This is a genomic window from Haloarchaeobius litoreus, assembly GCF_024495425.1.
Lineage (GTDB): Archaea > Halobacteriota > Halobacteria > Halobacteriales > Natrialbaceae > Haloarchaeobius > Haloarchaeobius litoreus.
The window spans coordinates 635,419-657,438 of record NZ_JANHJR010000001.1; the positions used below are offsets into that span (position 1 = coordinate 635,419).

Sequence of the window (22,020 nt, forward strand, 5' to 3'; positions counted from 1 at the left end):
CGGACGTGACAGTCCGCTCCCCGACACGCTTATGCCCGGGCCGGGACCAGTTCGCCGGCATGGAGTTCATCGCGTCCGGCGAGGGGGGCGACCACGCCGGCGTCGACGCGGAGCGGACGGTCTGGCGGGCTGTCACACGGGCGTTCGGCCCCGGCGACCGGGGCGTCGCGTACTGGCGGTACCCCATCGTCTCCCCCGACCGGGCGTCGTTCGACCGGGAGGCCGACTTCGTCCTGCTGCACGAGGAGTTCGGGCTGGTCGTCGTCGAGTGCAAGGGCTACCGGCTGGACCACGTCGCCGCCATCGAGGGCGACCGCTGGCGGCTTCAGGGCACCCGCCAGTCGACGGCGACGCCGTACACGCAGGCCCGTGACCACGGCTTCCGGCTGTTGAACCACCTCGACGGCGAGCCGGCCCTGAGCGACGAGCGGGGGAACCCGACGGTGCCGGCGAACTTCCTCGTCGCGCTCCCGAACGTCGAGCGCGACGCGTGGGACGAGCGCTTCGGCTCGCTCCCGTCGGCTCCGCCGGTGCTGACCGCGGACGAGCTGACGCCGGGCGGGCTACGTGACCGACTCGCGGGGACCGCCGGCGGCCCGCTCGACGCGGCGACGTACGGGGCTGCCCGGGCGGTCCTCAGCGGCGGTCAGCCCATCAGCGGCGACGCACGGCCCGAGGTCGCGGACGGCCCGTCCCCCGAGGACGCCAGCACGAAGGCCGAGCTGTACGAGCACGTCGCCGGCGGGCTGAAGCGACTCGACGCCAAGCAGGAGGCCATCGGCCTGCAGATCCCCGACGGGCCACAGCAGATCCGCGGCATCGCGGGCTCGGGCAAGTCGGTCCTGCTCGCCCAGAAGGCCGCCCAGATGCACGCGAGACACCCCGACTGGCGGGTCGTCGTGACGTTCCAGACCCGCTCGCTCTACCCGACGGTCATCGAGACCATCCGCCGGTACCACGAGCACTACACGGGCGAGGACCCCGACTGGGACCGGCTGCAGGTGCTGCACGGCTGGGGCGGGCGGACCCGGCGCGGGCTCTACTACGAGGTCGCACAGGCCACCGGCGTCGAGCCGCGAACCTACGGCGACGCCCGGTCGGCGTTCGACCGGGCGGACGGTGACCTGCTCGCGCAGTGCTGTGACGAGGTGCTCGACGCCGGTCCGGTGCCCGAACGGTACGACGCCATCCTCGTCGACGAGGCCCAGGACTTCGAGCCGCCGTTCTTCCGGCTCGCGTACGCGGCCCTCGAACCACCGAAGCGACTCGTCTGGGCGTACGACGAGGCTCAGAGCCTCCAGACGCTGTCCGCCCCGCGGCCGACGGATTTGTTCGGTACCGACCCCGACGGCACGCCCCGGGTCGACCTCCAGGGCAGCTACGAGGGCGGCGTCCAGAAGAGTCAGGTGATGCGGACGGCGTACCGCACGCCCCGGCCGGTGCTCATGCTCGCCCACGTGTTCGGGATGGGCTTGCTCCGCGACGGCGGCGCGGTCCAGGCGCTCACCACCCAGTCCGGCTGGGAGGACATCGGCTACGAGGTGGAGGGCGACTTCCGGCAGTACGGCTCGCCGGTGACGCTCCGCCGCCCCGCCGAGCACTCCCCGCACCCCCTCGCCGGGGTCGACGCCGCACGACCGTTCGTCGTCACGGAGACGTTCGCCGACCGCGGGGCTGAACTCGATGCGGTGGCCGACGCTGTCCGGCGCGACGTGACCCGCCACGGGCTCGCTCCCGAGCGGATCGCCGTCGTCGTCCTCGGCCCCGTCCACGACTCGCGGGACTGGGGGGAGTCGCTCGCCGACCGCCTCCGCCGCCGGACCGTCGAACCCAACCTCGTCTGGGATGGCGACCCCGACGTGTTCGACCGCGAGGGCGCGGTCACCATCTCCCGGGTGAACCGGGCGAAGGGGAACCAGGCGGCGCAGGTGTACATCGTCGGCCTCGACACCGTCGCCGACGGGAGCCGGTCGGCCGACCTCGTCCAGCGCCGGAACGAGGCGTTCGTCGCGCTCACCCGGACGAAGGCGTGGTGTACGCTCACCGGCGTCGACCGCGACGACGCCCCCACCGACCGACTGTTCTCGGAGTTCGACGAGGCCGTCGCCGGGACCACCGGGCGGCCGCCGGTCGTGACCTTCCCCGCGCCCGAGCCCGCGAACCTCCAGCGGACGATGGTCGATGCGACCCTCGATGCGTTCTGAGACCGGGGGGCTGGCGTCTCCCCGGTATCCAACCGAACCCCTCGCAACCGAGAGATGCGAGAGGCTGGGAGGTGTGGTCGTGGGCGGGACTGGAAGGGGCTGCTCGCTCGACGAACCCTGGCGAAGCACGGACCGTGGTTCGAGAGAGCGAAGCTCTCCCGTCACTGCTGGACCACGTCCGGCACGCAGTCAGGACGCGCCGCGTTCTGACGGCATCACGAACGAGCGCGGAGCGCTCTTTCAAAGGACAGCGAAGCGAGGACCGGTCACGAGACGCGGGAGTCGGGCGAGCAGGGGCTTTCCGGGTATCGTCGAACCGACGCGCTCCCGTCGCTCGGCGACGGTTCAGATACCGGAATAGCGAGTGACCGATGCGAACAACTAACAATCGCGGGTCCGTTTCCGCGTCCATGGACCTCGGACTCGACGACAGGACAGCACTGGTGACGGGTGGTGCGGGCCGTCTCGGCAGCGAGGACGCACGACACCTCGCCGAGGAGGGCGCGGAGGTCGTCGTGCTCGATGTGGACACCGACGGCGCGGAGCGCCTCGTGAGCGAGATCGAAGACGGGGGCGGCGACGCGATGGCCGTCACCTGCGACCTGACCGACCGGGAGGATGTCCGCGAGAGCGTCGAAGCGATCCGCGAGGCGACCGGCGGGGTGGACATCCTCGTCAACAACGCGGGGTTCGTCGACGCCGTCTCGCGTGTCGGCGACTTCGAGGACGACCTCTGGGACCGGGACGTGGAGCTGAACCTGACCGGCGCGTACAACATCACCAAGGAGGTCTTCCCGGCGATGCGAGAGCGTGGCTGGGGCCGGGTGATCACGATGGCGTCCATCGCGGGCACACACGGGAGCTTCGGGCAGCTGTCGTACTCGACGACGAAGTCCGGGCTGGTGGGCTTCGGGAAGACGCTCGCGCTGGAGGGCGCGACGGACGGGGTGACGTCGAACGTGCTCGCGCCGAGCATCGTCGTGAAGGAGCTGGCGGAGATGGACCCGGAGACGCTGGAGCAGTTCCAGCCGTCGTTCGAGCGGGTTCGGCAGGCGACGCCGATGAAGGAGCTGGGCCGGGAGGACGACGTGGCTCCGATGGTCTGCTACCTCGCCAGCGAGCAAGCCCGCTACGTGACCGGACAGGTCATCGGCATCACGGGCGGCGCGGACCTGCTGTCGACGTAGAACCGACCCCGGTGGCTCCCAGACCGTTCTCAGAACTCCTCGCGTTCGAGCTGCTGGAGGCGTGCGATGCGCTGCTCGGTCCCGGGGTGCGAGCGCGTCTCCACGGTGAACTGCCCCTCGTCCGCGGGCTCGTCGTCGGTCGAGAAGCCGTGCGGGAGGAAACAGAGGCCGGCGACGCCCGCGTACCGGCTTCGCTTGTCGGCGGTCGGGGTCTCGACCGACCGGTCGAGCGTCCGGAGCGCTGTCGCCATCGCGGCGGGCTGGCCCGCCAGCATCGCGCCGGAACGGTCGGCGACGTACTCGCGGTACGTCGAGAGGTGCTGACTCAGACCGAGGACGACGGCACCCGCGATGCCGAGGAAGATGCCGCCGAGGACGACCGTGACCAGCAGCGCGAACACGAACGAGACCGTGTAGCCGAGCGTGAACGGGGTGGCGGCGAGGAACGGGGCACAGAGGAAGTACGCGAGACCGACCAGCCCGACCCAGACCGCCGTGCTCGTCGTGCGGGAGCCGAAGGGGCTGAAGTCGTCGCTGATGAGCGCGGGGACGAACGACGCGAGCGTCAGCACGAACGCGTCGCGGTTCCGGAGATGCGTGAGTTCGTGGGCGAGCACGGCGTCGAGTTCGTCCTCGACGAGGGCGTCGAGCAGGCCGGTGCTGACCACGACCGTGTCGTCGGTGACGCCGCCGACGGCGAAGCTGTTGGGGACGTCCGTCTGCGCGACCGCGAGCGAGGGGGTCGCCATGCCCGCGCCGACGGCGAGCCGCTGGAGGCGTCCCTGCACGTCGGGGTACTCGTCGCCGGACTCCAGGGGGGCGTCGACCTCGTCGAGCAGCCCGCGCCGGCTGTAGCGGAGCTGGGCCCAGCCGAACGCGAGCGAGACGGGCAGGACGACGACGGCACCCCACACGAGTGGCGAGGTCCCCGAGAGCCCGACCGCGTCGGCGACCGCGACCCGGAGCGGCGCGAGCCACGGCGCGACCAGGTAGGCGGCGGCCGCGACGAGGACGACGTCGACGACGAGTATCGTCAGGAGGGCGAGGAGGATGCGCCACGTGAGGTCGGGGTCACGTTCCATCAGTGCCAGTTCGTCCCCGAAGAAACAAAAATATTTGTGGATTGATGTGACCGCGGCCTGGAGGGGGCTTATTTCACACGAACGGTGGACGATTGAATAGCAATATATTTAAACGCTTAGACATTTCTTCGTGCGTGTGGGATACGACCTGAGTCGCGCGGTCCTCGTCGTGGTCGCCGTCCTGACGGTCCTCCTCGCGGCCTCGCTCTTCCCCGCCTCGGGGTACGGCACGTACCCCGGCACGGTCGGGGACGGCGTCGCGGGACCGTCGGGCCCCGACGCACCGGCCGGCGTCGATGGCCCGGCCGGCACCGCCGGGGCGACGGACACCACCGCGAGGACTTCGCAGGAACCGACGGCGACCGAGACGACGGTCGGCACCGAGGGGCCCGGAGCGACGGTGGCCCCGACGACGCGGGAGCCGACCGCGACCACCGAGCAGCAGGACGACGACACCGGTGGGTCCACCGGCCCTGAGCGCGAGGACGGCTTCCCGGTCCTCGCCTTCCTCCTGCAGCTGTCCGTGCTGTTCCTCGGTGGCGTCGTGTTCGTGGCGGTTCTCGCGGTCATCGGCGACGTCGAACGCCAGCAGACGGGCGACTTCGACGGCTACGTCGTCGACCTCCCGATGCTGCCGACGTTCCGCGTGCGGGCCTCCTTCCTCGCGATTCCGCAGGGGACGATGTCCGTGCTCGTCGGCCTGACTGCCTCGGCACCACAGGTGCTCGACGGCCTCGGGCGCACGGTCGGCGGCGTCTTCGCCGGCCTGAACGAACTCGTATCCGGCGTCGGGACGGCGTTCGTCGCCATCCCGACGGCCCTCGGCAAGGGTCTCGTCGCGATTCCCCGTGGCTTCGGGAGCGGGCTCGGCTCGCTCTCGCTCGGCCTCTCCTCTCTGACCGCCGGCATCTCCGCCCGTGACTGGCTCTCGCGCGGTGGCGACAAGCCGGACGACCCTCGCGACGGTGTACGCGCTGGCGACGTCGACGCCGAGGAGGAGGTCGACCAGGGCCCGGTGAGCATCGACGAGGCCTGGGAGACGATGGTCGACTACGTGCCGCTCCGCCGTCCCGAATCGAAGACGCCTGCCGAGGTGGCCCGCGCGGCCGTCGACGGCGGCCTCCCCCGGTCGGCCGTCGAACGGCTGACGGCCGTGTTCCGCGACGTCCGCTACGGGCGGTACCCGCGGAGCGACGAACGCAAACGCACGGCACGCGAGGCGCTCGCCGAGATACGAGAGCGCCTGGAGGGTGACGGATGAGTCCCCGCATCCTGAACCGACTCGGTATCTCCGTCCGCGGACTCCTGACCGTCGTCGGGAGCGCGTCGCTCGTCGGCGCGCTGGCGCTCGCGTTCCTCCCGATGCCGCTCACCGCGCTGCGCGGTCCGGTGGTGACGTTCGCCAACGGGACCACCATCGCGCTGCTCGGCATCACCGCGGCCGTCCTCGGCGTCGTCCGCATCGTCCGGGGGCGAGATGGCTCCACGACGGAGCCCACGTCGTTCGGCGTGCTCGAGGCGGCGAACTACGACTCGGTCGGCTCGACCGGACACGACCTCGACGACACCATCGAGAGCGTCGACGGCACGCTCCGTGACCCCGGCCCATCGGCGTGGTGGGAGGCTCGCGACCGCGACCGAGTCGAGGACGAGATCCGGGCGGTCGCTATCGACGTGCTCGCCCGGCGCGAGCGCTGCAGCCACGACGAGGCCACGGCGATGGTCGAGGCGGGCACCTGGACGACCGACCCCCGCGCCAGTAGCTTCCTCGGTGGCACCGACGCACCCGAACCACCACTCAAGATGCAGTTCTACGACTGGCTGTCCGGCGAGGCGTACGACCGCCACGTCGAACACACGGTCGACGAGATCGCTGCGCGAGCCGGCCTCACGGAGGTCGAGACCGAATGACCCGACGAGACACCGGCCGCTGGAACGTCGGCTTCACCGTCGCCCTCGTCACGGGGACGCTGGGGCTGCTCGTCCAGAACACGGTCGTGTTCAGCGCGGCCGCCATCGGCCTCTGCTACGCGGTGTACGGCTACGCGAGCCGGCCGCCGACCCTCGACCTGGACGTCGAGCGCACGGTCGCCGACACGTCCCCGATGCCCGGCGACGAGGTCGAGGTGACGGTCACCGTCCGGAACGCCGCGGACGAACCGCTCGCCGACCTGCGGATACTCGACGGCGTCCCCGAGACGCTGGGCGTCGTCGAGGGCTCGCCGCGACACATGACCGGACTCCAGCCCGACGAGACCGAGACGTTCACGTACACGGTGAAGGTGCGCCGTGGCGTCCACGAGTTCGGCGACCCGACCGCCATCGCACGCAACGTCAGTGGGAGTGTCGAGGTCACGGAGACCGTCCCCCTGCAGAGCCGCCTCTCGTGTCACGCGCCGGTGGAGGACATGCACCTCGCCGACCAGACCATCCCGTACCCCGGTCGCGTCGAGACCGACTCGACGGGCTCGGGCATCGAGTTCCACTCCATCCGCCAGTACCACCACTCGGACCCGATGAACCGCATCGACTGGCGCGAGTTCGCCCGCAGCGGCGAGCTCCGAACCGTCGAGTTCCGCACCGACCAGGCGGCGACCATCGTCGTCGTGGTCGACACGCGCCGCGAGGCACGGGTCTCCCGCCGGCCCGAGGAGCCCGACGGCGTCGAGCTCGGCACGTACGCGGCCGGACGCATCGCCGGGCACCTGCTCGACGCCGGCAACCGCGTCGGCCTCGCACAGTACGGCAGTTCGCTCGGCTACCTGCGCCCCGGTACCGGCGAGGCGCAGGCGGCGCGCATCCGGACCAATCTCGACATCCAGTCGGTGACGTCTATCCCCGTCCGCGGGACCGGAAGCGCGACGGACCCCGGTTCGGACGACTCCGACGACGGCGACTCCGCGCCGTCTCCGGGTGAGACGGACATCGGTGGGCGGGCCGCCACCGACGGCGGCTGGCGCGTCGACTGGCTCCGCCGTCGCGTCCCGAACGGCGCACAGGTCGTGTTCGTCTCGCCGCTGCTCGACGATGCACCGCTCGACCTGCTGAAGCGACTCCGGGCGTCGGGCCACGCCCTCCGGGTCGTCTCGCCGGACGTGACCTCGACGGAGACGCCGGGGAGCGTCGTCGAGTCCATCAAGCGCCAGCAGCGTCTCTCCGCGCTCCGCAACCGGACGACCGACGTCATCGAGTGGTCGCCGGACGAGCCGCTGTACGCGGCCATCGAGCGGGCCACCCGGAGGTGGCAGCGATGACGCCGTACGAGTTCGACGACGACCCGGCGCTGTTCAGCAGCCGGCTCGCGCTCGCCGTCGCCGTCGTGGCCGCGCTCCTGCTCGGACTGGGCACCGGTCCGGGCCTGCTCGGGCAGGGCCCCGAGTTGCTGCTCGGGCTCGTCGGTGCCGGGGCGCTGGTGCACGGCGCACGCCACGTCACCGAGGACGAGAGCCGCCAGCGTGCGGTCGGGAGCATCTGGTTCGTCTTCGGCATCTTCGGCGTCGTGGCTGCCATCGGTGCCTACAAGCCGTCGCTCGCGGCGGCCGCCGTCACGACGTTCGGAACGCTCTCCGTGCTGCTGTTCGGCCTCTCGGCCACCGTCGGCATCGACGAGGGGCTGGTCCGGTCGCTCGGCGGCGCGCTCTCGCGGTCGCTCGTGGTCGTCGTGGCCGGCGTGGTCGTGCTGGCCGCGGTGCACGCCACGCTGTTCCGGTCGGTTGCGGTCCTGACGGTCACGGGCTACGGGGTCCTCGTCGGTGTCACTCCACTGGTCAGCTTCCTCATGCTCCAGATCGAGGTGCTCGTCCTCGCCGTCCTCGTCGAGCGCGCGCTGGCGGTCGTCGACGGCTGGCTCCCACGCCGTCGGTTCGACCGCCGCGAGACCGCCCTCCGTCAGCTCGGGGTGCGCGTCGGCGACGTGCCGAAGGGCGTGTACGTCCTGCTCGGACTCCAGTTCGTGCTGGCGTTCACCGGTGCGGGCCGGTCCCTGTTCGCTCGACTGCTGGTCCAGACCGGTCCCTTCGGGACGGTCGTGGGCCGGTTCCTGCAGTCGTGGGTGCCACACGCGCTGCTCGGTGCCGGCATCCTGTTGTTCGGCAGCGTCCTCGTCGCCCGGCTCTGCCAGCGGGTGGTCGTCCGCTGGATCGGCCGGGAGCCACCGAAGACGCTGGGGTACGCCGCTGGTGGTGCCGCGGTGTCCGTGCTCGTCGCCGTCCTGACGGCACTCCCGCCGGTCCGCTGGCTGGTGGACTGGGCCGTCACGGACGGCTCGGCGCTCGACCTCTCTTTCGGCACCTACGGCATGGGGACGACGTTCCTCGGCCTCGTCGTCGTCGCCCTGTGTGCCGTCCTCGTCTCGCTTCCGGTGTTCATGTTCCTGGTGTGGGACGAGACGACCTCGGCGTCCGACGACGGCTCGACGGCGGGGGCGGGGCTGTTGCTGCTCGCCAGCATCGCCGCCGGCTTCGGGGACGCCCCGGCCCCCGTCGTGTTCATCGGCGTGGCGGCCGCGCTGGCGACGTGGGACCTCTCGGTGAACGCGTCGCTGGTCGGCGAGGAGGTCGGCCGCGCCGCCGAGTCCCGCCGCGGCGAGGTCATCCACGCGGCCGGCGTGCTTGCCGTCGGAGCGGTCGCCGTCCTCGTGACGCTTCTGGGCGTCGAGTTCATCGGGGCCGCCGCACTCGTCGTCGACGTCCCCCGCTGGCGAGCGGTCGGCGCGCTGGCGCTGCTGCTGCTCGCGCTCGTCTGCTTCGCCGCGCTCGCGTCGGGCGACGGCGAGCTCGGGGACGACGATAACGACAGCGGCGGGGACGACGAGTACCAGGGCAGCGGCCCGTGGTACACCCAGTTCGACGACCTCTGACTACCGCAGGAACGGCACCTTTCGCCAGAGCCGAAGCGAGGCCGTCAGCGCCCGCGCGTACCACTCCGACTGGACGCCGATGGGCGGCGTGACCGGGTAGTTCCTCGCTGCGATGGTCTGTGACTCCGTGTAGCGCATGAGCCCCTCCTTGCCGTGGCGACGGCCGAGTCCGGAGTCCTTGCGCCCGCCCATGGGCGCGTCGATGGCGGCCCAGGTCTCCAGGTAGCCGCCGTTGATGGTGACCGTGCCGCAGTCGATCTCGCGAGCGACGGCCCGTCCACGGTCGCGGTTCGTCGTCCAGACGCTCGCGTTCAGGCCGTAGTCGGTGTCGTTCGTCCGCTCGATGGCCTCGCGCTCGCCGGCGACGGGTGCGACGCTCACGACCGGCCCGAACGTCTCCTCGCAGGCGGCCCGGGCGTCGTCCGGGAGGCCCGTCACCACGGTCGGCTCGAAGAAGTACGGGCCGAGGTCGCGACGGTGGTCGCCGCCGACGTGGACCGTCGCGCCCCGCTCGCGGGCGTCGGCGACGTGTTCCTCGACGGTCTCGAGCTGGTCGCCCGATGCGAGCGAGCCGACATCGACGCCGTACTCGTAGCCGGGGCCGAGCGAGAGGTCGGAGACGGCGGCGACGAACCGCGAGAGGAACTCGTCGTACAGCGACTCGTCGACGAAGATGCGCTCGGTGCCGATACAGAGCTGTCCGGCGTTCGTGAAGCACGCGCCGACGGCCCCCTCGACGGCGTCGTCGAGGTCGGCGTCGTCGAGCACCACGACCGAGTTCTTCCCGCCGAGTTCGAGCGAGCAGTCCACGAGGTTGCGGCCGGCGGCGGCGGCGACCTCCCGGCCGGTCGCGGTCGAGCCGGTGAAGCTGATGTAGTCCACCGAATCGACGAGCGCAGGCCCGAGTTCCCCGCCGTCGCCGGTGACGACCTGCACGAGGTCGTGGGGGATGCCCGCCTCGCGCAGGAGTTCGACGAGCGCGAGCGCGGTGTACGGCGTCGTCTCCGCGGGCTTCAGCACGACGGCGTTGCCCGCCAGCAGCGCGGGGAGCGCGTCGGAGATGGCGAGCGTGATGGGGTAGTTCCACGGGGCGATGACGCCGACGACGCCGACCGGGTGGTGGACCACCTCGGCCTTCGAGGAGAGGACCGGAACCGCGGCGTCCCGGCGCTCCGTCGCGAGCATGTCCGGGGCGCGGTAGCCGTAGTAGCGACTCGTCAGCGCCACGTCGAGCACCTCCTCGAAGGCGTGGGCGCGTGACTTCCCGCTCTCGAGCTGGGCGAGGTCGAGCAGCTCGTCCTGTCGGTCGAGCACGATGTCGTGCAGGCGCTTCACGACGGCCGTCCGCTCATCGATGGATCGCTCGGCCCAGCGTTCCTGGGCCGCCGCGGCACGCTCGACGGCGTACTCGACGTCCGCGGGCTCGCACTCGGTCACGGTCGCCGCGGTCTCCCCGGTGAACACCTCGGTGACCGCGCGACGCGTCCGGTCGTCCACGGCCGTCGTGACGAGGCCGTCGAGCCGGTCGAATCGAGCGCGCGTCAGCGTCGACGGGAGGGCGTCGTCGGCCAGCAGGTCGGTCATGGCCGATGCTACGGGGCGGGGGTGTAAAACCGTGTCCGAGGCCCCACCCGACGTCACTCCTGCTCGTCGGGTGCGTCGCTCGGCATCCGGTCGGAGAAGTCCCACGTGTACGCCTTCGTCACGTCGACCTCGATGCGGACCTCCTCTCGGGCGGGGTCGAGCAGCGACCGCGCGAGGCCGGAGTCGGTGCCGCCGAGGTAGCGGTCGAGCAGCCGCCGCAGCAGCGTCTTCCCCTCGTCCGGTTCGATGGTCGCGATGCCCTGCCCGCGGACCCCGCGGTACGGCGGGCGGTTCGTCGAGATTTCGAAGGCGACGGTGTCGTCCTCGCGGAGGTACCGCACCACGTCGGCCGAGGCGGCCGTGGCGCAGGCAAGCTGGCCCGCATCCGGGTCGTACTCGAACCAGAGCGAGAGCATCCAGAGGCCACCCTTCGGGGTGCGACACGCGAGCCTGACCGGTATCCGGGCGTCGTCGAGGAACGCCGCCACGTCCTCGTGGTCCCACGCCCCACGGAGCGGGAACATCAGCGGACGACCGTCACCGGGCAGTGTGCGCGGCGCACGACCGCCTCGGCGACGCTGCCGAGGAGGATGCGGCTGACGCCGGTGCGCCCGTGGCTCCCGATGAGTATCTGGTCGATGTCGTTCTCGTCGGCGTACTCGTTGATGGAACGCGACGGCCGGCCGACGACGACCTCGGTCTCCAGCTCGACGCCGTACTCGTCGGCGAGCTCCTGGGCCTGCGCGAGCAGGTCCTCGGCTGCCTGCTCCTCCTGCTCGTACCACTCCTCCCAGTAGCCGGGGAGGCCGCCGTCGAACGGGGCGCTGTAGCCCGCCTCCATCAGGTCGATGACGTTCAGGACGACGACCTCCGCGTCGGGATGGGTCGTCAGCGCGTGCTCCAGCGCCGTCCGTGCCTGTTCTGACTCGTCGAAGGGGACCAGGATTCTGTCGACCATACCTGAACGGACACCCGTCAGCCGCTTAAAACGTTGCACGACTCTCCCGCGATGGGAACGACGCGCGTCAGTCGAGGCTCTCGACCCCGAACGTGTGGGTGTGGACATCGCCGCCGACCTGGAACTGGGTCGTCTCCATCTCGCCGTCGACGAACTCGGGCAGCCTGTCGGTGAACCGCTCGTAGTGCTCGGTCTCGATGTGGGCCTCGGCCGCCTCGACGTCCTCGTACCGCTCGACGAACCGGACGACGTTCGGGTCGGAGAGATCGGCCGTGGCGTGGTACGCGAGGGTGCCCGGCTCGGCACGGGACTGCTCGGCCAGTTCGTCCATCAGTTCGAGGGCCTCGGTGCGACGCTCCGGGTCGACTGGGACGCTGGTCAGGACGACGTACATCGGCTGGACCGACGGACGGGGGCCTAAAGTCGGTTCGGCTGCCATGGGTCGCCCTCACAGGGTCTGCAGCACGCCGACCACGTCGCGCTCGATGGTCGGCGAGGGCCACTCGTTCGAGAGGGTGGCGACGATGGCGTCGCGGTCCTCGTGCGTCGCCGCCGCATCCTCGACCGCGGCGACCCACTCCGGAAGCAGGTCGGTGTAGGTGGCGAGCGCGTCGTCCGGGTCGTCCCGCGCGCCGAAGTGGCCGTAGCAGAGCGTCTCGGCGTCCAGTTCGCGGAGGCGTGCGACCGTCTCCAGGCTCAGTTCGAGGTCGAAATCGGGCGCGGGCGTCGTCGGCAGGAGCTCGCCGAACAGGTTCATGCCGGCCGCGTCGCCGGCGAACAGCGTGCCGGTCCGGTCGTCGAGGGCGGCGACCTGATGTGGCGCGTGACCCGGCGCGTGGACGAGTTCGAGCGACCGGTCGCCACAGTCGATCGATTCACCGCCGGAGACGACGCGGCAGCGGTCGCAGTCGACGAGTTCCGGCCGGCCGTAGCCCGTCGCCACCTCGTCGCCCACGGCGGCGCGGGCGCTCTCGTACAGCCGGTCGCGCTTCGCGGCGTCGGTGAGGTAGTCGACGCCGCGCTCGTGGACGACGACCGTGGCGTTCGGGCAGTGTTCGGCGAGCGCGCCCGTCGCGCCCGCGTGGTCGAGATGGACGTGCGTCGGCAGCAGGTAGGCGACATCGTCGGGGTCGATGCCGACCTCCTCGATCCCGTCGACGACATATTCGATTCCGGCGGCGGGGCCGGGGTCGACGACGACCGGCTCGGCGGCCTCGACGACGTACGGCGACATCGCGCCCGGAATCCCCATCATCCGGGCGTCGAGGGCGTGGGTGTCTTCGGCGACCTGCGTGACCATACGCCCCGTTCGAACGGCGGTGGGAAAAGTCGGTCGTCACCACGTTGGCCCGGCTCTCGCGACAGAAGACATTTGCCGGAGAGCACGAGATGCGTCCTCGTATGCGACGCAGAGCCCTCCTCACCACGACCGGCGCGACGCTCGCCGGACTCGCCGGCTGTCTGTCGGAGTCCTCCGGCGGGCCGGCGGACGGCACCGACACGACGAACGGCACCGACACCCCGACTGACGCGACGGCCACGACCGAGCCCCCCGAATCGTCGGTCGAGGTGTCCATGGAGACGTACCAGCCCGCCGTCGTCCAGCTTGCCACGGACTCCATCCACGTCGCAGACGATGCCGGTGCGTACCTGTTCCTCTCCGTCGACGCGAGCGCCGCGGCCGAGCCGCCCGCCCGCGAGGAGTTTTCGTTCGAGCTCGGTGACGGGAGCCACTCACCCGTCGACCCCGGGGAGCGACGACTCTGGCGACAGTACCACGAGGACGAGAGCTACGGGGACTCGAACGCGGTCGGCTGGCTGCTGTTCGAGCTGCCCGAGGCTGCGGCCGCCGAGGACGCCGCGCTCACCTGGCCCGGCGGCGAGTGGCGGCCGGGCGAGTCGCTGCGGACCAGACTCGCCGCCGAGTACCCCTCGATGTCGATGGAGTTCTCGGTCCCGGAGACGGTCCCCGAGGGCGAACACCCGACGGTCACGGTCAGGGTCCAGAACGAGGGCGACGTGGACGCGCGCTTCGTCGCGGGCCTGAACCGGGTCGGCCCGCGCGTGGCCTACACGCCCGTCACCAGCCCGTCGTTCGTCGTCCCCGCTGGTAGCTCGGAGACGTGGGAGCACACCGGCGACTACGATACGACTCGGCTGCGAGACGACGAGCTGGGCGACGGCCAGCACGACGTCACGTACCACCTCGACGCCGTGCTCGGCCGGGAGAGCCGACAGGTCAGCTACGTCGCCGCAGACGCCTGACCCGGGCGGTCCCGTTCTTCAGAGCGACAGAGCCGCGGCTGTCGAAGTCGCGACGCCGAAAGAAGTGAGTCGCGAGCGGCTCAGTCGAGGTGGCCGGCGTCCTTGAGGTTCTCCATGATGTCGTCGACGAACGACTCCACGTCGTCGTACGGGAAGTCGCCGCCGGGCAGTTTGGTCTGGAGCTCCATAGCGGTCATCGAGAAGTCGCCGGACTCGAAGCGCGTTCCCGGACCGTTCGGGAGCGCCGGAACGAGGTCCATCGGGCTGGAGATGGGGTAGTCAGCGCCACCGAAGGCGTCGATCATCTGCTCGCGAAGGTCTTCTTCATCTGCCATAGCCAGTCCTTCGAACGGATAAATAATAAATCATGGGGTAGTTGGTTCCGGGTCGCCGCCAGTTCCGTCCTACCTCGTCCTCACGTGGGGCGGACTTGACACTACCGGTGAGAGGGAACGGGGGCGGTGAGACCGCCCGGAGAAGGCTCCCGACGGCGGGATGACCGGCACGGCCACAGCGGCGTGGCCGCGCGAACCGTCGAGGCGTGTCGTGGGGAGGGCCGTCGTCAGCGGGGACGGCGTCTGCAGTCACGGGAGCAACCGCCCGATGCGGTCGCGGACCGGGACTTGTGGTGACCGCTGGCAGGCGGTCGGAGGTGAGGGGGACCGGTCGGCGGCGTTACGCCGTGGCCGCGGTCCTGTTCGCGAGCGCGACCTCGTGGACGGCTTCGATGCCGATGCCGTCCTCCAGGTCGGCCCGAACGGTGCTGTCGTCGGGGGCCGCGGAGCGAAGCGTGACGGTCGCACGGACGTCGACGACGATGGCGTTGAGGTTGGGCGTGATGCCCGTGATCTCCTCGACGTCGACGTCGTCGAGCGCGTCGATGCGTGCGACGACGGTCGCCGCACCGGCGAGCAGGTCGCCGGGTGCGCCGTCGGGGACGCGGACGCGCAGGTGGACTGTCGCTTCGGTCTCGCGACCGAGACTGGCCTGTGCCATACTCCCCCGCCGCGATTCGAACGCGGTGGCCGACGCGAGGTCGGTGGTCGCCGTCCGCGAGGGTGGGGCCCGTGCCGCGTGTCGCACGGGCGGTCGTGTGCAGCGGTAGCGTCGGTCACACCGTGGGTGCGAGCAGACGCTACAGTCGGTGCTCGGGTCGTGTGGCGGCGCTGCGGTCGAGGTGGAGCGGCGACCCCGCCGGTCAGTCAGGATGGAACCAGTTCGGTTCGGAGAACCCGACTGCCGGTGCGTGCGGCGGTGCCTGGGAGCCGTAGGAATCGGCAGAAACACCGCCGGGCCGCGTCAACACCGTCACGCGGCGCCGGCAGAGACGAACCGAACGGCGGGATACCCCTTCGGATTCCCGTTCCCGCTCGGTTCACCATCCCCAGCGCCGCGCTGGCAGCCGGCAGCGGAGGAACCCTCCACGCCGACGGTGGCGGCCTCGCCAGTGACCGCGGTGGCGAACGCCGTGATGGTGAGCATCGAGCGGGTCATCGTCTGTGGGTACCCCGTTCCCGGTCGAGAGTCGGGATTGAGGTGTCAAATCGTAGAATGGACCCTCACTTAAAGCCACCGGTATTATTATCGGTGTGACAGGCGGGGCTGTCAGATTCGTTGCGGTAATGAACCCGGCCGCTCGTCGCCCTCAGAGGTCGGCCGCGTCGACGACCTCGTAGCCGATGTTGCCGTCGCGGAGCCTGTCGGTGTGGCGTGAGAGCTCGTCCGTGACGACGACCAGCAGTACCGTCAGTCCCTTGGTTGCCGCCTCGCTGACGGCCTCCGCCGTTCCGAAGCGGATGTCCGGCTCGAGGTCGGCTTCGGCGCAGGCCACCAGCGACTCCGTGCCCGAGACGGCGAGCAGATCGTGGGTGCCGGCGTGGTCCGCGAGTGCGTCAGGGTCCACCGTCGACGACCCGTTCTTGGCGACCCGTGGGACCGAGACGACGGTGACGGTCCCGAGCTCGTAGTCGAGCACGCCCTCGAAGTCGGTCACACCGACGTCCCGTCCGGGCTCGGCACTCGTGACCGCGACGGCCGTCGCGCTACCGTCGCTCTCGGTCGACGCTCGCATGACGCCGTCGCGCATCGACATCGTCACCGTCTGCCCCTCCTCGATGCGGTCGTCGGCGATGGCTGTCTCGGCGTCGACCTGCCCGATGACCTCCTCGGAGACGTGGGTGACGTACTCGCGGAGGTCCTCGGTGCGAGAGATGAGCCAGTCAACGCCCTCCTTGGTCACCTCGTAGCGGCCGCGCCCGAGCTTGCGGACGTAGTCACGCTCGACGAGGTCCTGGAGGTAGTCGCTCACCGCCTGTGCCGTGACACCGATCTCGTCCGCGATCTCCTGCTGGCTGACCGCGGGCTGGCGCTCTGCGATCTCCGAGAGTATCTGATAGCGCGTCGCGTTGCGCTTGCTCTGGAGGACGCTCTGTTCCTCCTCGGGGTCGGCATCAGGGGCCATTATCGGAGCTTTGGCTGTCGATGACAAGTAGCTTTGCACTAACGGCCACCTGGGTTGGGTTGCTGTCAGGTCGAGCCGCAGAAGTCGGTCAGCAGTTCGACCATCCGCCCGGGGTCCTCTCGCGGCGGCCAGTGGGCGCAGTCCTCCAGCACCGTCAGTTCGGCGTTCGGTGCCCGTGCCGCCGCCTGTTCGGCCAGTTCCACGGGCACCACCTCGTCGTGGCGGCCGTGCACGAACAGCGTCGGCACGTCCAGGTCGTCGAGCCGCGGCGTGTAGTTCGTCACGTAGCCCTGCCGGGTCATCTCGTGCTTCCGGAAGTTCCGGAACGCCACGCAGGCGTTCGGCTTCCGGGCGTACTTCCACACCGCATCCACGCACTCCTCCGACAGCGTGTCTGTGTCGTGGACGATACCGGCCAGACTCGCCTTCGTGAACCCGCGGCTCCGCCGGAACAGCGCCACCGCGATGCGGTTGAGCACCGGGAGCCGCGAGAGCACGTACGAGAGCGTCCCGCGCGGCAGCTCAGTCCCGAGCCCGAAGCAACTCGTCGGCACGAGCCGGTGGGCGTCGACGTCCGTGTCGAGCGCGAGGCCGAGCGCCACCGCACCACCGAGCGAGAGCCCGCACACCGACGGCTCCTCGATGTCGAGTTCGCGGCAGAAGCCGGCCATCGTCCGCACGTGCCGGTCGATGGTGTAGTCCACGTCCGGCAGGTCGCTGTCGCCGTAGCCCAGCATGTCCGGTGCGTAGACGGTGAACGTCTCCGAGAGCGGTTCGATCACCTCGCCCCAGGAGACCGGCCCGGCGTCGATGATGCCGCCGTGCAGGAGGAGGAGCGGTGGTCCCTCCCCTGCCTCGACGTACCTGATGTCGTGTCCGTCGACTGCGACCGTGGCCATGCCCCGGCCTTCGCCCAGCGGCGAGTTAAATCGGGAGGGTGGCCAGGACCCGGAACCGCAACCGTTGACGCCCCCCGCTCCCAAACCACCGGCATGCCCACCGTCGCCAGCCTCCGCGTCTACCCCGTCAAGTCGCTCGACCCGCTGGAACTCGACACCGTCGAGGTCAACAACGGCGCGCTTCGACACGACCGCGAGTACGCCATCGTCGACGGCGACCGCGAGTTCGTCAACGGGAAGCGCGAGCCCGCGCTCCACCGCATCCGGTCGCGCTACGACCCCGACCGCCGGGCGCTCTCGCTGCGCGAGCATGGAGACGACGACTGGACCACCTTCAGCATGGACGCCGAGCGCGGCGAGCTGAACGCCTGGCTGAGCGAGTTCCTGGACTACCCGGTCAGCGTGGTCCGCGACGCCTCGGGCGGAATGCCCGACGACACCGAGGCCGACGGCCCGACGGTCATCGCCCGCGAGACCGCCGCGGCGATCGCCTCCTGGTACGACGACGTCGACACCGGGGGGATGCTCCGCCGGTTGCGCCCGAACGTCGTCGTGGAGGCCGGCGAGCCGTTCTGGGAGGACCGGCTGTACGCCGACCGCGGTTCTGTCCGGCAGTTCACCATCGGTGACGTGGAGTTCGAGGGCGTCCAGCCCTGTCAGCGCTGCGTCGTCCCGACGCGGGACCCCGACACCGGTGCCGAGACGGCGGACTTTCGGGAGACGTTCGTCGAGCGGCGGGAGGCGACGCTGCCCGCGTGGGCGAACCGCGACCGGTTCGACCACTTCTTCCGGGTGATGGTGAACACGAGGATTCCGGAGGGGTCGTGGGGGAAGTCGGTGCGAGTCGGGGACGGCGTCGAACTGGGTGATTCAAGTCCGACTGCGCCGTAGTCGACCCGATGACCGACAGCGAGAAGTCAGGCGGTTCGCGCCCCGGATCGAGACCCATCGAGCCGTCGGCACCCGAGGAGTTCGGCCTCGTGCAGGCGTTCTGGGGCGACGGGAAGGGGAAGACGACCGCGGCGCTCGGGATGGCGTTCCGGGCCGCGGGCCACGGCTACCGCGTCCACGTGCTGCAGTTCATGAAAGGCGGGGCGAACAGCGTCGAGGACGTCCGCGGCGAGTACAACGCCATCGACGCGATGCCGGGGCTCTCCTACGAGAACACGGGGCACTACGGCTGGCACGGCTTCATGGACGGCTCGGACGACGACGAGCACGCGGCCCAGGCGGCCGGAGGGCTGGCCCGGACCCGGGAGATACTGGCCGGCTGCGAGGCGGCCGACCTGACCGCCCCGCTCGACCTCGACGGCGACCCGACCGACGGCGTCCACATGCTCGTGCTCGATGAGGTGTGCTACGCGGCGAACCGGGGGCTGCTCGACGTCGAAGAGGTGGTCGCGTTCATCGAGGACAGGCCCGAGAACCTCGAGCTCGTGCTGACCGGCGGGCACGAACGGCCGGACTGGCTGGACGACGTGGCCGACCTCGTCACGAACGTCCGAAAGGAGCGCCACCCGCTCGAGGCCGGCCAGCGGGCGCGGAAGGGCACGGAGTTCTGAGCGCGAGCACCGCGGTCAGGACGCAGGTGGCGGCCCCGCGTGCGGGAGCGCACGGCCCGAAGTATTTTGTCTCAGATAGGTAAAGACGTGTGTATGTCACTGCTGCCGGTCGACACCGACGCCCTCGAAGATATCTGTCGGTCAGTCGCGATGGCGAACTACGGGTTTCTGTACGTGACGGACAAGCGGGGGGAGATCCAGAACCGATACGAGAGCGCAGACACCGGCACGCTCAACGCACGCAACCTGTCCACGTCGGACCTCAAGAAGGCACTCCGTGACCTGACGGAGGACGAGTTCTCCGACCTGGAGCAGATTCGCGACGGCGTCTACTACGTCGACACGTTCAGCGTGGGGAGCTCGGACGCGGTCACCAACGAGCTGACGAGCGTGTTCAGCCAGCGAATCGTCATCACGTCGGAGACGCTCCGATCGCGGTTCGACCTGGCTATCGACGACGTCGACTACTTCGCCAGCGAGCTGGAGTCCCGCGACCTCGTGGCCCGCATCACGGCGGGCGAGCGCGACTACTACACCATCGGGCCGCGGCTCAAAGAGCACGCGGGCAACGTCGGTCTGGACTCCCAGCTCGAGCGCAAGGCCGCACGGGGCAAGATCAGCCACAGCGACCTGGAGAAGGTCGTCGACGTGGCGGCGACGACCGACGTCATCCGCTACCTCGAACAGGAGGGGTTCATCGTCGACCTCGACGGCGAGTACCTCGTCAAGAGCGCGCTCGACGAGTTCGCACGCTACGTCGCCGGCGAGACGGAGGGCGAGGTCGAGGCCCAGTTCGAAGCCTCGCAGTATCTCGTCCCGACGGCGGAGTTCCCTGGCGTCGTCCGCTCGGAGATCGAGGCCCGATTCGACGTGCTCTCGCAGGCGCACGGTATGCAGGACGAGATCGTCGAGGCGACACAGGACGCGCTCGCCGACCGGCTGGACCTCGAAGTCGGGCGCGAGATGGTGGTGATGCGGGACGCCTTCGATTCCTACGTCGACGGGGAGGCGCGGCGGGTGCTGACCGACGTGAAGTCCGAACGGGACGTGCTGCCGGCGTCACCGACGGAGTTCGAGGAGGCGGCGACCGAACACGTCGAGGAGATGCAGGTGAGCAACGACCCGGCGGTCAACCGGTACGTCCGCGAGGCCGTCGAGGAGCGGTACGCCGAGGTCGTCTCGGAGCAGGAGTTCGGGGGCGTCGACGCGTAACCAGCAGACACGAGCCACACAATGCCACGAAAATACACGTTCGAGACCACGACCGTCGATGGCATCGACTACGTCATCGCGAACCCGGTGAACGAGACCGACGAGATGGTCCGCCTCGAGGCGGACTGGACGAACGGCGACGACGTCGAGGGGGAGTGGGAGCGCGCGGTGCGGGCCATCATCAAGGGCGACCTCCTCGGGGAGATGAACCTGGAGGAGGGCAACGGGCGAATCGACCGCCTGACCGCCATCGAGACGCTCGCGGCGGCGGAGGACGAGCAGGGCAAGGTCGTCTCAAGCGAGCGCCAGGCCGACGCCCTGCTGGAGTACTTCGAGGACCAGGACATCCTCCGGTTCGACGGCAACGACGTCGTGCTCCTCCAGGACCCGCGCGACGACGAGCTCTCGGGGCGGGCCGCGCTGAACTGGGCGGCCGGTATCGAGGCCTGCGTCGACAAGATCGACGAGACGATGGACCGCGTGGAGCGGGCGAAGGACAAGCTCGAGGACAAGATGGACGAGATCGACACCGGGTCGAACCGCATCGGCGAGCGCATCCAGGAGACCGCCCAGGAGCTGAAGGCGCTCGGCGACGGCCCGGGCGTGCCGGACGACCCGTCGCAGCTGGACGAAAGCGAGCGCAACCGCTACAACCAGCTCAAGCGCCAGTTCATCTACCACAAGCAGATGAAGGAGGTCGACCAGGAGAACCTGCTGGAGACCGTCGAGGCGGGCACCTCCGAGCTGGCCCACCAGATCTCCATGCTGAACTCCGCGAAGGAGGCGCTGGTGACGAAAGAGCAGGAGATCCGGGTCGTCGCCGTCCAGAAGCGGGAGTTCCCGAACGACGCGACGAACATCGTCGAGAACATGGGGACGCTGGCGACGAAGCTCGGGGGCGTCGGCGACATCGACGAGAAGATCGACCAGACCTCGGCGACGGACCTGGCGTCGATGGTCGAGGACACCGTCGGCGACGTACAGGACGTGGCCGAGACCGCGGAACAGACCGCCGACGAGGAGGTCGAGACGGACGCGGACGCAGTCGACTTCGAGGTGTAGGGGGTCGACTCGTGTCGGCCACATCGACCGTGTTCAGGGTGGAATCGTTCTTCGGTGCGCTCAGACGCGTCGACGAGCGCGTCGAGACACTGCTCGGGGTGCCGACCTACGACGACGCGGCGGTGTACCGGACCGCCGACGAGGCGACGAGCGCGCTGGCCGAGCTCGGGGACGCGTTCGTCGCGGCCGCACCGTTCCCCTCGCAGGTGGGTCGCGCGGACGACGGCCTCGGGGAGGCGCTGACGGACCTGCTGGAGGCGCAGTACGCGGCCCCGGCTGCGTGGGCCGACGGCGAGACGGGCGGTCCGGCCACCGTAACCGTGGACGCGCTCGTCGATGCCGGCCGACTGGAGCGCCGTGCCGGCGAGCTGGTCGTCCCGCTGCCCCGGGCCGGCGCGGCGGCACGGAACTGGGGGCCCGCGCTCGCGGTGATGCGGGCGGTGACCGCGGACCTGCTCGACCGGGCGGAGACGCTGGCGCGACGGAGCCGGGCGGTGGACGCCCCCGACGCCCGGGCCGCCTGCGAGAGCCTCTACCGGATGCTCGCGTCGCTGCGGGACGTGCTCGTCCGGGCGAGCTCTGGCGTGGCGTTCGTCGGGCGGCGGACCGACCGACGGAGCGACCGGCCACTCTCCTTCGCGGAGTGGGCGGGTGGCCGACTGAACGGAGGAGACAATGCTTAATCT

23 protein-coding genes are annotated in these 22,020 nt (G+C 70.3%); 12 read left to right on the forward strand and 11 right to left on the reverse strand.

The window, feature by feature from the left end:
• Positions 1–59: 59 nt before the first annotated feature.
• Entirely contained in the window at positions 60–2,204 is a 2,145-nt protein-coding gene (locus NOW55_RS03180) for an NERD domain-containing protein (RefSeq protein WP_256398613.1), read from the forward strand.
• A 410-nt stretch (positions 2,205–2,614) separates the two neighbouring features.
• Positions 2,615–3,391: an SDR family NAD(P)-dependent oxidoreductase gene (locus NOW55_RS03185; protein ID WP_256398614.1), complete on the forward strand. Its 777-nt coding sequence runs from the start codon at positions 2,615–2,617 to the stop codon at positions 3,389–3,391.
• Between the two features lie 29 nt (positions 3,392–3,420).
• On the opposite strand, the gene NOW55_RS03190 is transcribed toward NOW55_RS03185, so the two are convergent.
• The gene (locus tag NOW55_RS03190; protein WP_256398616.1) at positions 3,421–4,473 is read right to left on the reverse strand and encodes a M48 family metalloprotease; all 1,053 of its coding nucleotides are present in this window, start codon (positions 4,471–4,473) and stop codon (positions 3,421–3,423) included.
• 136 nt (positions 4,474–4,609) lie between these two features.
• Between NOW55_RS03190 and NOW55_RS20720 the strand changes: the two genes are divergently transcribed.
• The 4 genes from NOW55_RS20720 to NOW55_RS03210 are packed head-to-tail and all read left to right on the forward strand — an operon-like array spanning position 4,610 to position 9,331.
• Positions 4,610–5,734: a DUF4129 domain-containing protein gene (locus NOW55_RS20720; RefSeq protein WP_256398617.1), complete on the forward strand. Its 1,125-nt coding sequence runs from the start codon at positions 4,610–4,612 to the stop codon at positions 5,732–5,734.
• Positions 5,731–6,384, forward strand: coding sequence for a DUF7269 family protein (locus NOW55_RS03200; protein ID WP_256398618.1), 654 nt, complete (start codon positions 5,731–5,733; stop codon positions 6,382–6,384). Before NOW55_RS20720 ends, NOW55_RS03200 begins: the two co-directional genes overlap by 4 nt.
• On the forward strand, positions 6,381–7,727 hold the full coding sequence (locus NOW55_RS03205) for a DUF58 domain-containing protein (RefSeq protein ID WP_256398619.1): 1,347 nt from the start codon (positions 6,381–6,383) through the stop codon (positions 7,725–7,727). The genes NOW55_RS03200 and NOW55_RS03205 overlap by 4 nt, the downstream gene beginning before the upstream one ends.
• Entirely contained in the window at positions 7,724–9,331 is a 1,608-nt protein-coding gene (locus tag NOW55_RS03210) for a DUF7519 family protein (RefSeq protein WP_256398620.1), read from the forward strand. The genes NOW55_RS03205 and NOW55_RS03210 overlap by 4 nt, the downstream gene beginning before the upstream one ends.
• On the opposite strand, the gene NOW55_RS03215 is transcribed toward NOW55_RS03210, so the two are convergent.
• The 5 genes from NOW55_RS03215 to NOW55_RS03235 form a co-directional block, all read right to left on the reverse strand.
• On the reverse strand, positions 9,332–10,915 hold the full coding sequence (locus NOW55_RS03215) for a succinic semialdehyde dehydrogenase (protein ID WP_256398621.1): 1,584 nt from the start codon (positions 10,913–10,915) through the stop codon (positions 9,332–9,334). It abuts the gene before it with no gap.
• 53 nt (positions 10,916–10,968) lie between these two features.
• Complete coding sequence (locus tag NOW55_RS03220) at positions 10,969–11,439, reverse strand: pyridoxamine 5'-phosphate oxidase family protein (protein WP_256398622.1); 471 nt, start codon at positions 11,437–11,439, stop codon at positions 10,969–10,971.
• Positions 11,439–11,873, reverse strand: a complete 435-nt coding sequence (locus NOW55_RS03225; RefSeq protein ID WP_256398623.1) for a universal stress protein — start codon at positions 11,871–11,873, stop codon at positions 11,439–11,441. The genes NOW55_RS03220 and NOW55_RS03225 overlap by 1 nt, the downstream gene beginning before the upstream one ends.
• A 67-nt stretch (positions 11,874–11,940) precedes the next feature.
• The gene (locus NOW55_RS03230; RefSeq protein WP_256398624.1) at positions 11,941–12,312 is read right to left on the reverse strand and encodes a putative quinol monooxygenase; all 372 of its coding nucleotides are present in this window, start codon (positions 12,310–12,312) and stop codon (positions 11,941–11,943) included.
• A 9-nt stretch (positions 12,313–12,321) separates the two neighbouring features.
• Positions 12,322–13,173 (reverse strand): MBL fold metallo-hydrolase, encoded by an 852-nt coding sequence (locus NOW55_RS03235; protein ID WP_256398625.1) that lies wholly within the window; start codon positions 13,171–13,173, stop codon positions 12,322–12,324.
• A gap of 101 nt (positions 13,174–13,274) precedes the next feature.
• Between NOW55_RS03235 and NOW55_RS03240 the strand changes: the two genes are divergently transcribed.
• Positions 13,275–14,138 (forward strand): hypothetical protein, encoded by an 864-nt coding sequence (locus tag NOW55_RS03240; RefSeq protein ID WP_256398626.1) that lies wholly within the window; start codon positions 13,275–13,277, stop codon positions 14,136–14,138.
• Positions 14,139–14,218: 80 nt separating this feature from the next.
• On the opposite strand, the gene NOW55_RS03245 is transcribed toward NOW55_RS03240, so the two are convergent.
• From NOW55_RS03245 to NOW55_RS03265, 5 genes are all read right to left on the reverse strand, one after another.
• Positions 14,219–14,473, reverse strand: a complete 255-nt coding sequence (locus tag NOW55_RS03245; protein WP_256398629.1) for an MTH865 family protein — start codon at positions 14,471–14,473, stop codon at positions 14,219–14,221.
• A 340-nt stretch (positions 14,474–14,813) separates the two neighbouring features.
• A complete protein-coding gene (locus NOW55_RS03250) occupies positions 14,814–15,134 on the reverse strand; it encodes a hypothetical protein (protein ID WP_256398630.1) in 321 nt (106 codons plus the stop codon).
• 312 nt (positions 15,135–15,446) lie between these two features.
• The gene (locus tag NOW55_RS03255; protein WP_256398631.1) at positions 15,447–15,632 is read right to left on the reverse strand and encodes a hypothetical protein; all 186 of its coding nucleotides are present in this window, start codon (positions 15,630–15,632) and stop codon (positions 15,447–15,449) included.
• Between the two features lie 151 nt (positions 15,633–15,783).
• The gene (locus NOW55_RS03260) at positions 15,784–16,599 is read right to left on the reverse strand and encodes a DUF7839 domain-containing protein (RefSeq protein WP_256398632.1); all 816 of its coding nucleotides are present in this window, start codon (positions 16,597–16,599) and stop codon (positions 15,784–15,786) included.
• A 65-nt stretch (positions 16,600–16,664) separates the two neighbouring features.
• The gene (locus tag NOW55_RS03265) at positions 16,665–17,498 is read right to left on the reverse strand and encodes an alpha/beta fold hydrolase (RefSeq protein WP_256398633.1); all 834 of its coding nucleotides are present in this window, start codon (positions 17,496–17,498) and stop codon (positions 16,665–16,667) included.
• Between the two features lie 93 nt (positions 17,499–17,591).
• Between NOW55_RS03265 and NOW55_RS03270 the strand changes: the two genes are divergently transcribed.
• The 5 genes from NOW55_RS03270 to NOW55_RS03290 all read left to right on the forward strand — a co-directional run bounded on the left by NOW55_RS03270 (position 17,592) and on the right by NOW55_RS03290 (position 22,017).
• Positions 17,592–18,389 carry an MOSC domain-containing protein gene (locus NOW55_RS03270; protein WP_256398634.1) on the forward strand — a complete coding sequence of 266 codons (798 nt, stop codon included), beginning with the start codon at positions 17,592–17,594 and terminating at the stop codon, positions 18,387–18,389.
• An 8-nt stretch (positions 18,390–18,397) separates the two neighbouring features.
• Positions 18,398–19,060, forward strand: a complete 663-nt coding sequence (locus NOW55_RS03275) for a cob(I)yrinic acid a,c-diamide adenosyltransferase (protein ID WP_256398635.1) — start codon at positions 18,398–18,400, stop codon at positions 19,058–19,060.
• A 93-nt stretch (positions 19,061–19,153) separates the two neighbouring features.
• Positions 19,154–20,272, forward strand: coding sequence for a hypothetical protein (locus NOW55_RS03280; RefSeq protein WP_256398636.1), 1,119 nt, complete (start codon positions 19,154–19,156; stop codon positions 20,270–20,272).
• Positions 20,273–20,293: 21 nt separating this feature from the next.
• On the forward strand, positions 20,294–21,334 hold the full coding sequence (locus NOW55_RS03285; protein WP_256398637.1) for a hypothetical protein: 1,041 nt from the start codon (positions 20,294–20,296) through the stop codon (positions 21,332–21,334).
• Positions 21,335–21,345: 11 nt separating this feature from the next.
• Complete coding sequence (locus NOW55_RS03290) at positions 21,346–22,017, forward strand: hypothetical protein (protein WP_256398638.1); 672 nt, start codon at positions 21,346–21,348, stop codon at positions 22,015–22,017.
• Positions 22,018–22,020: the final 3 nt, after the last annotated feature.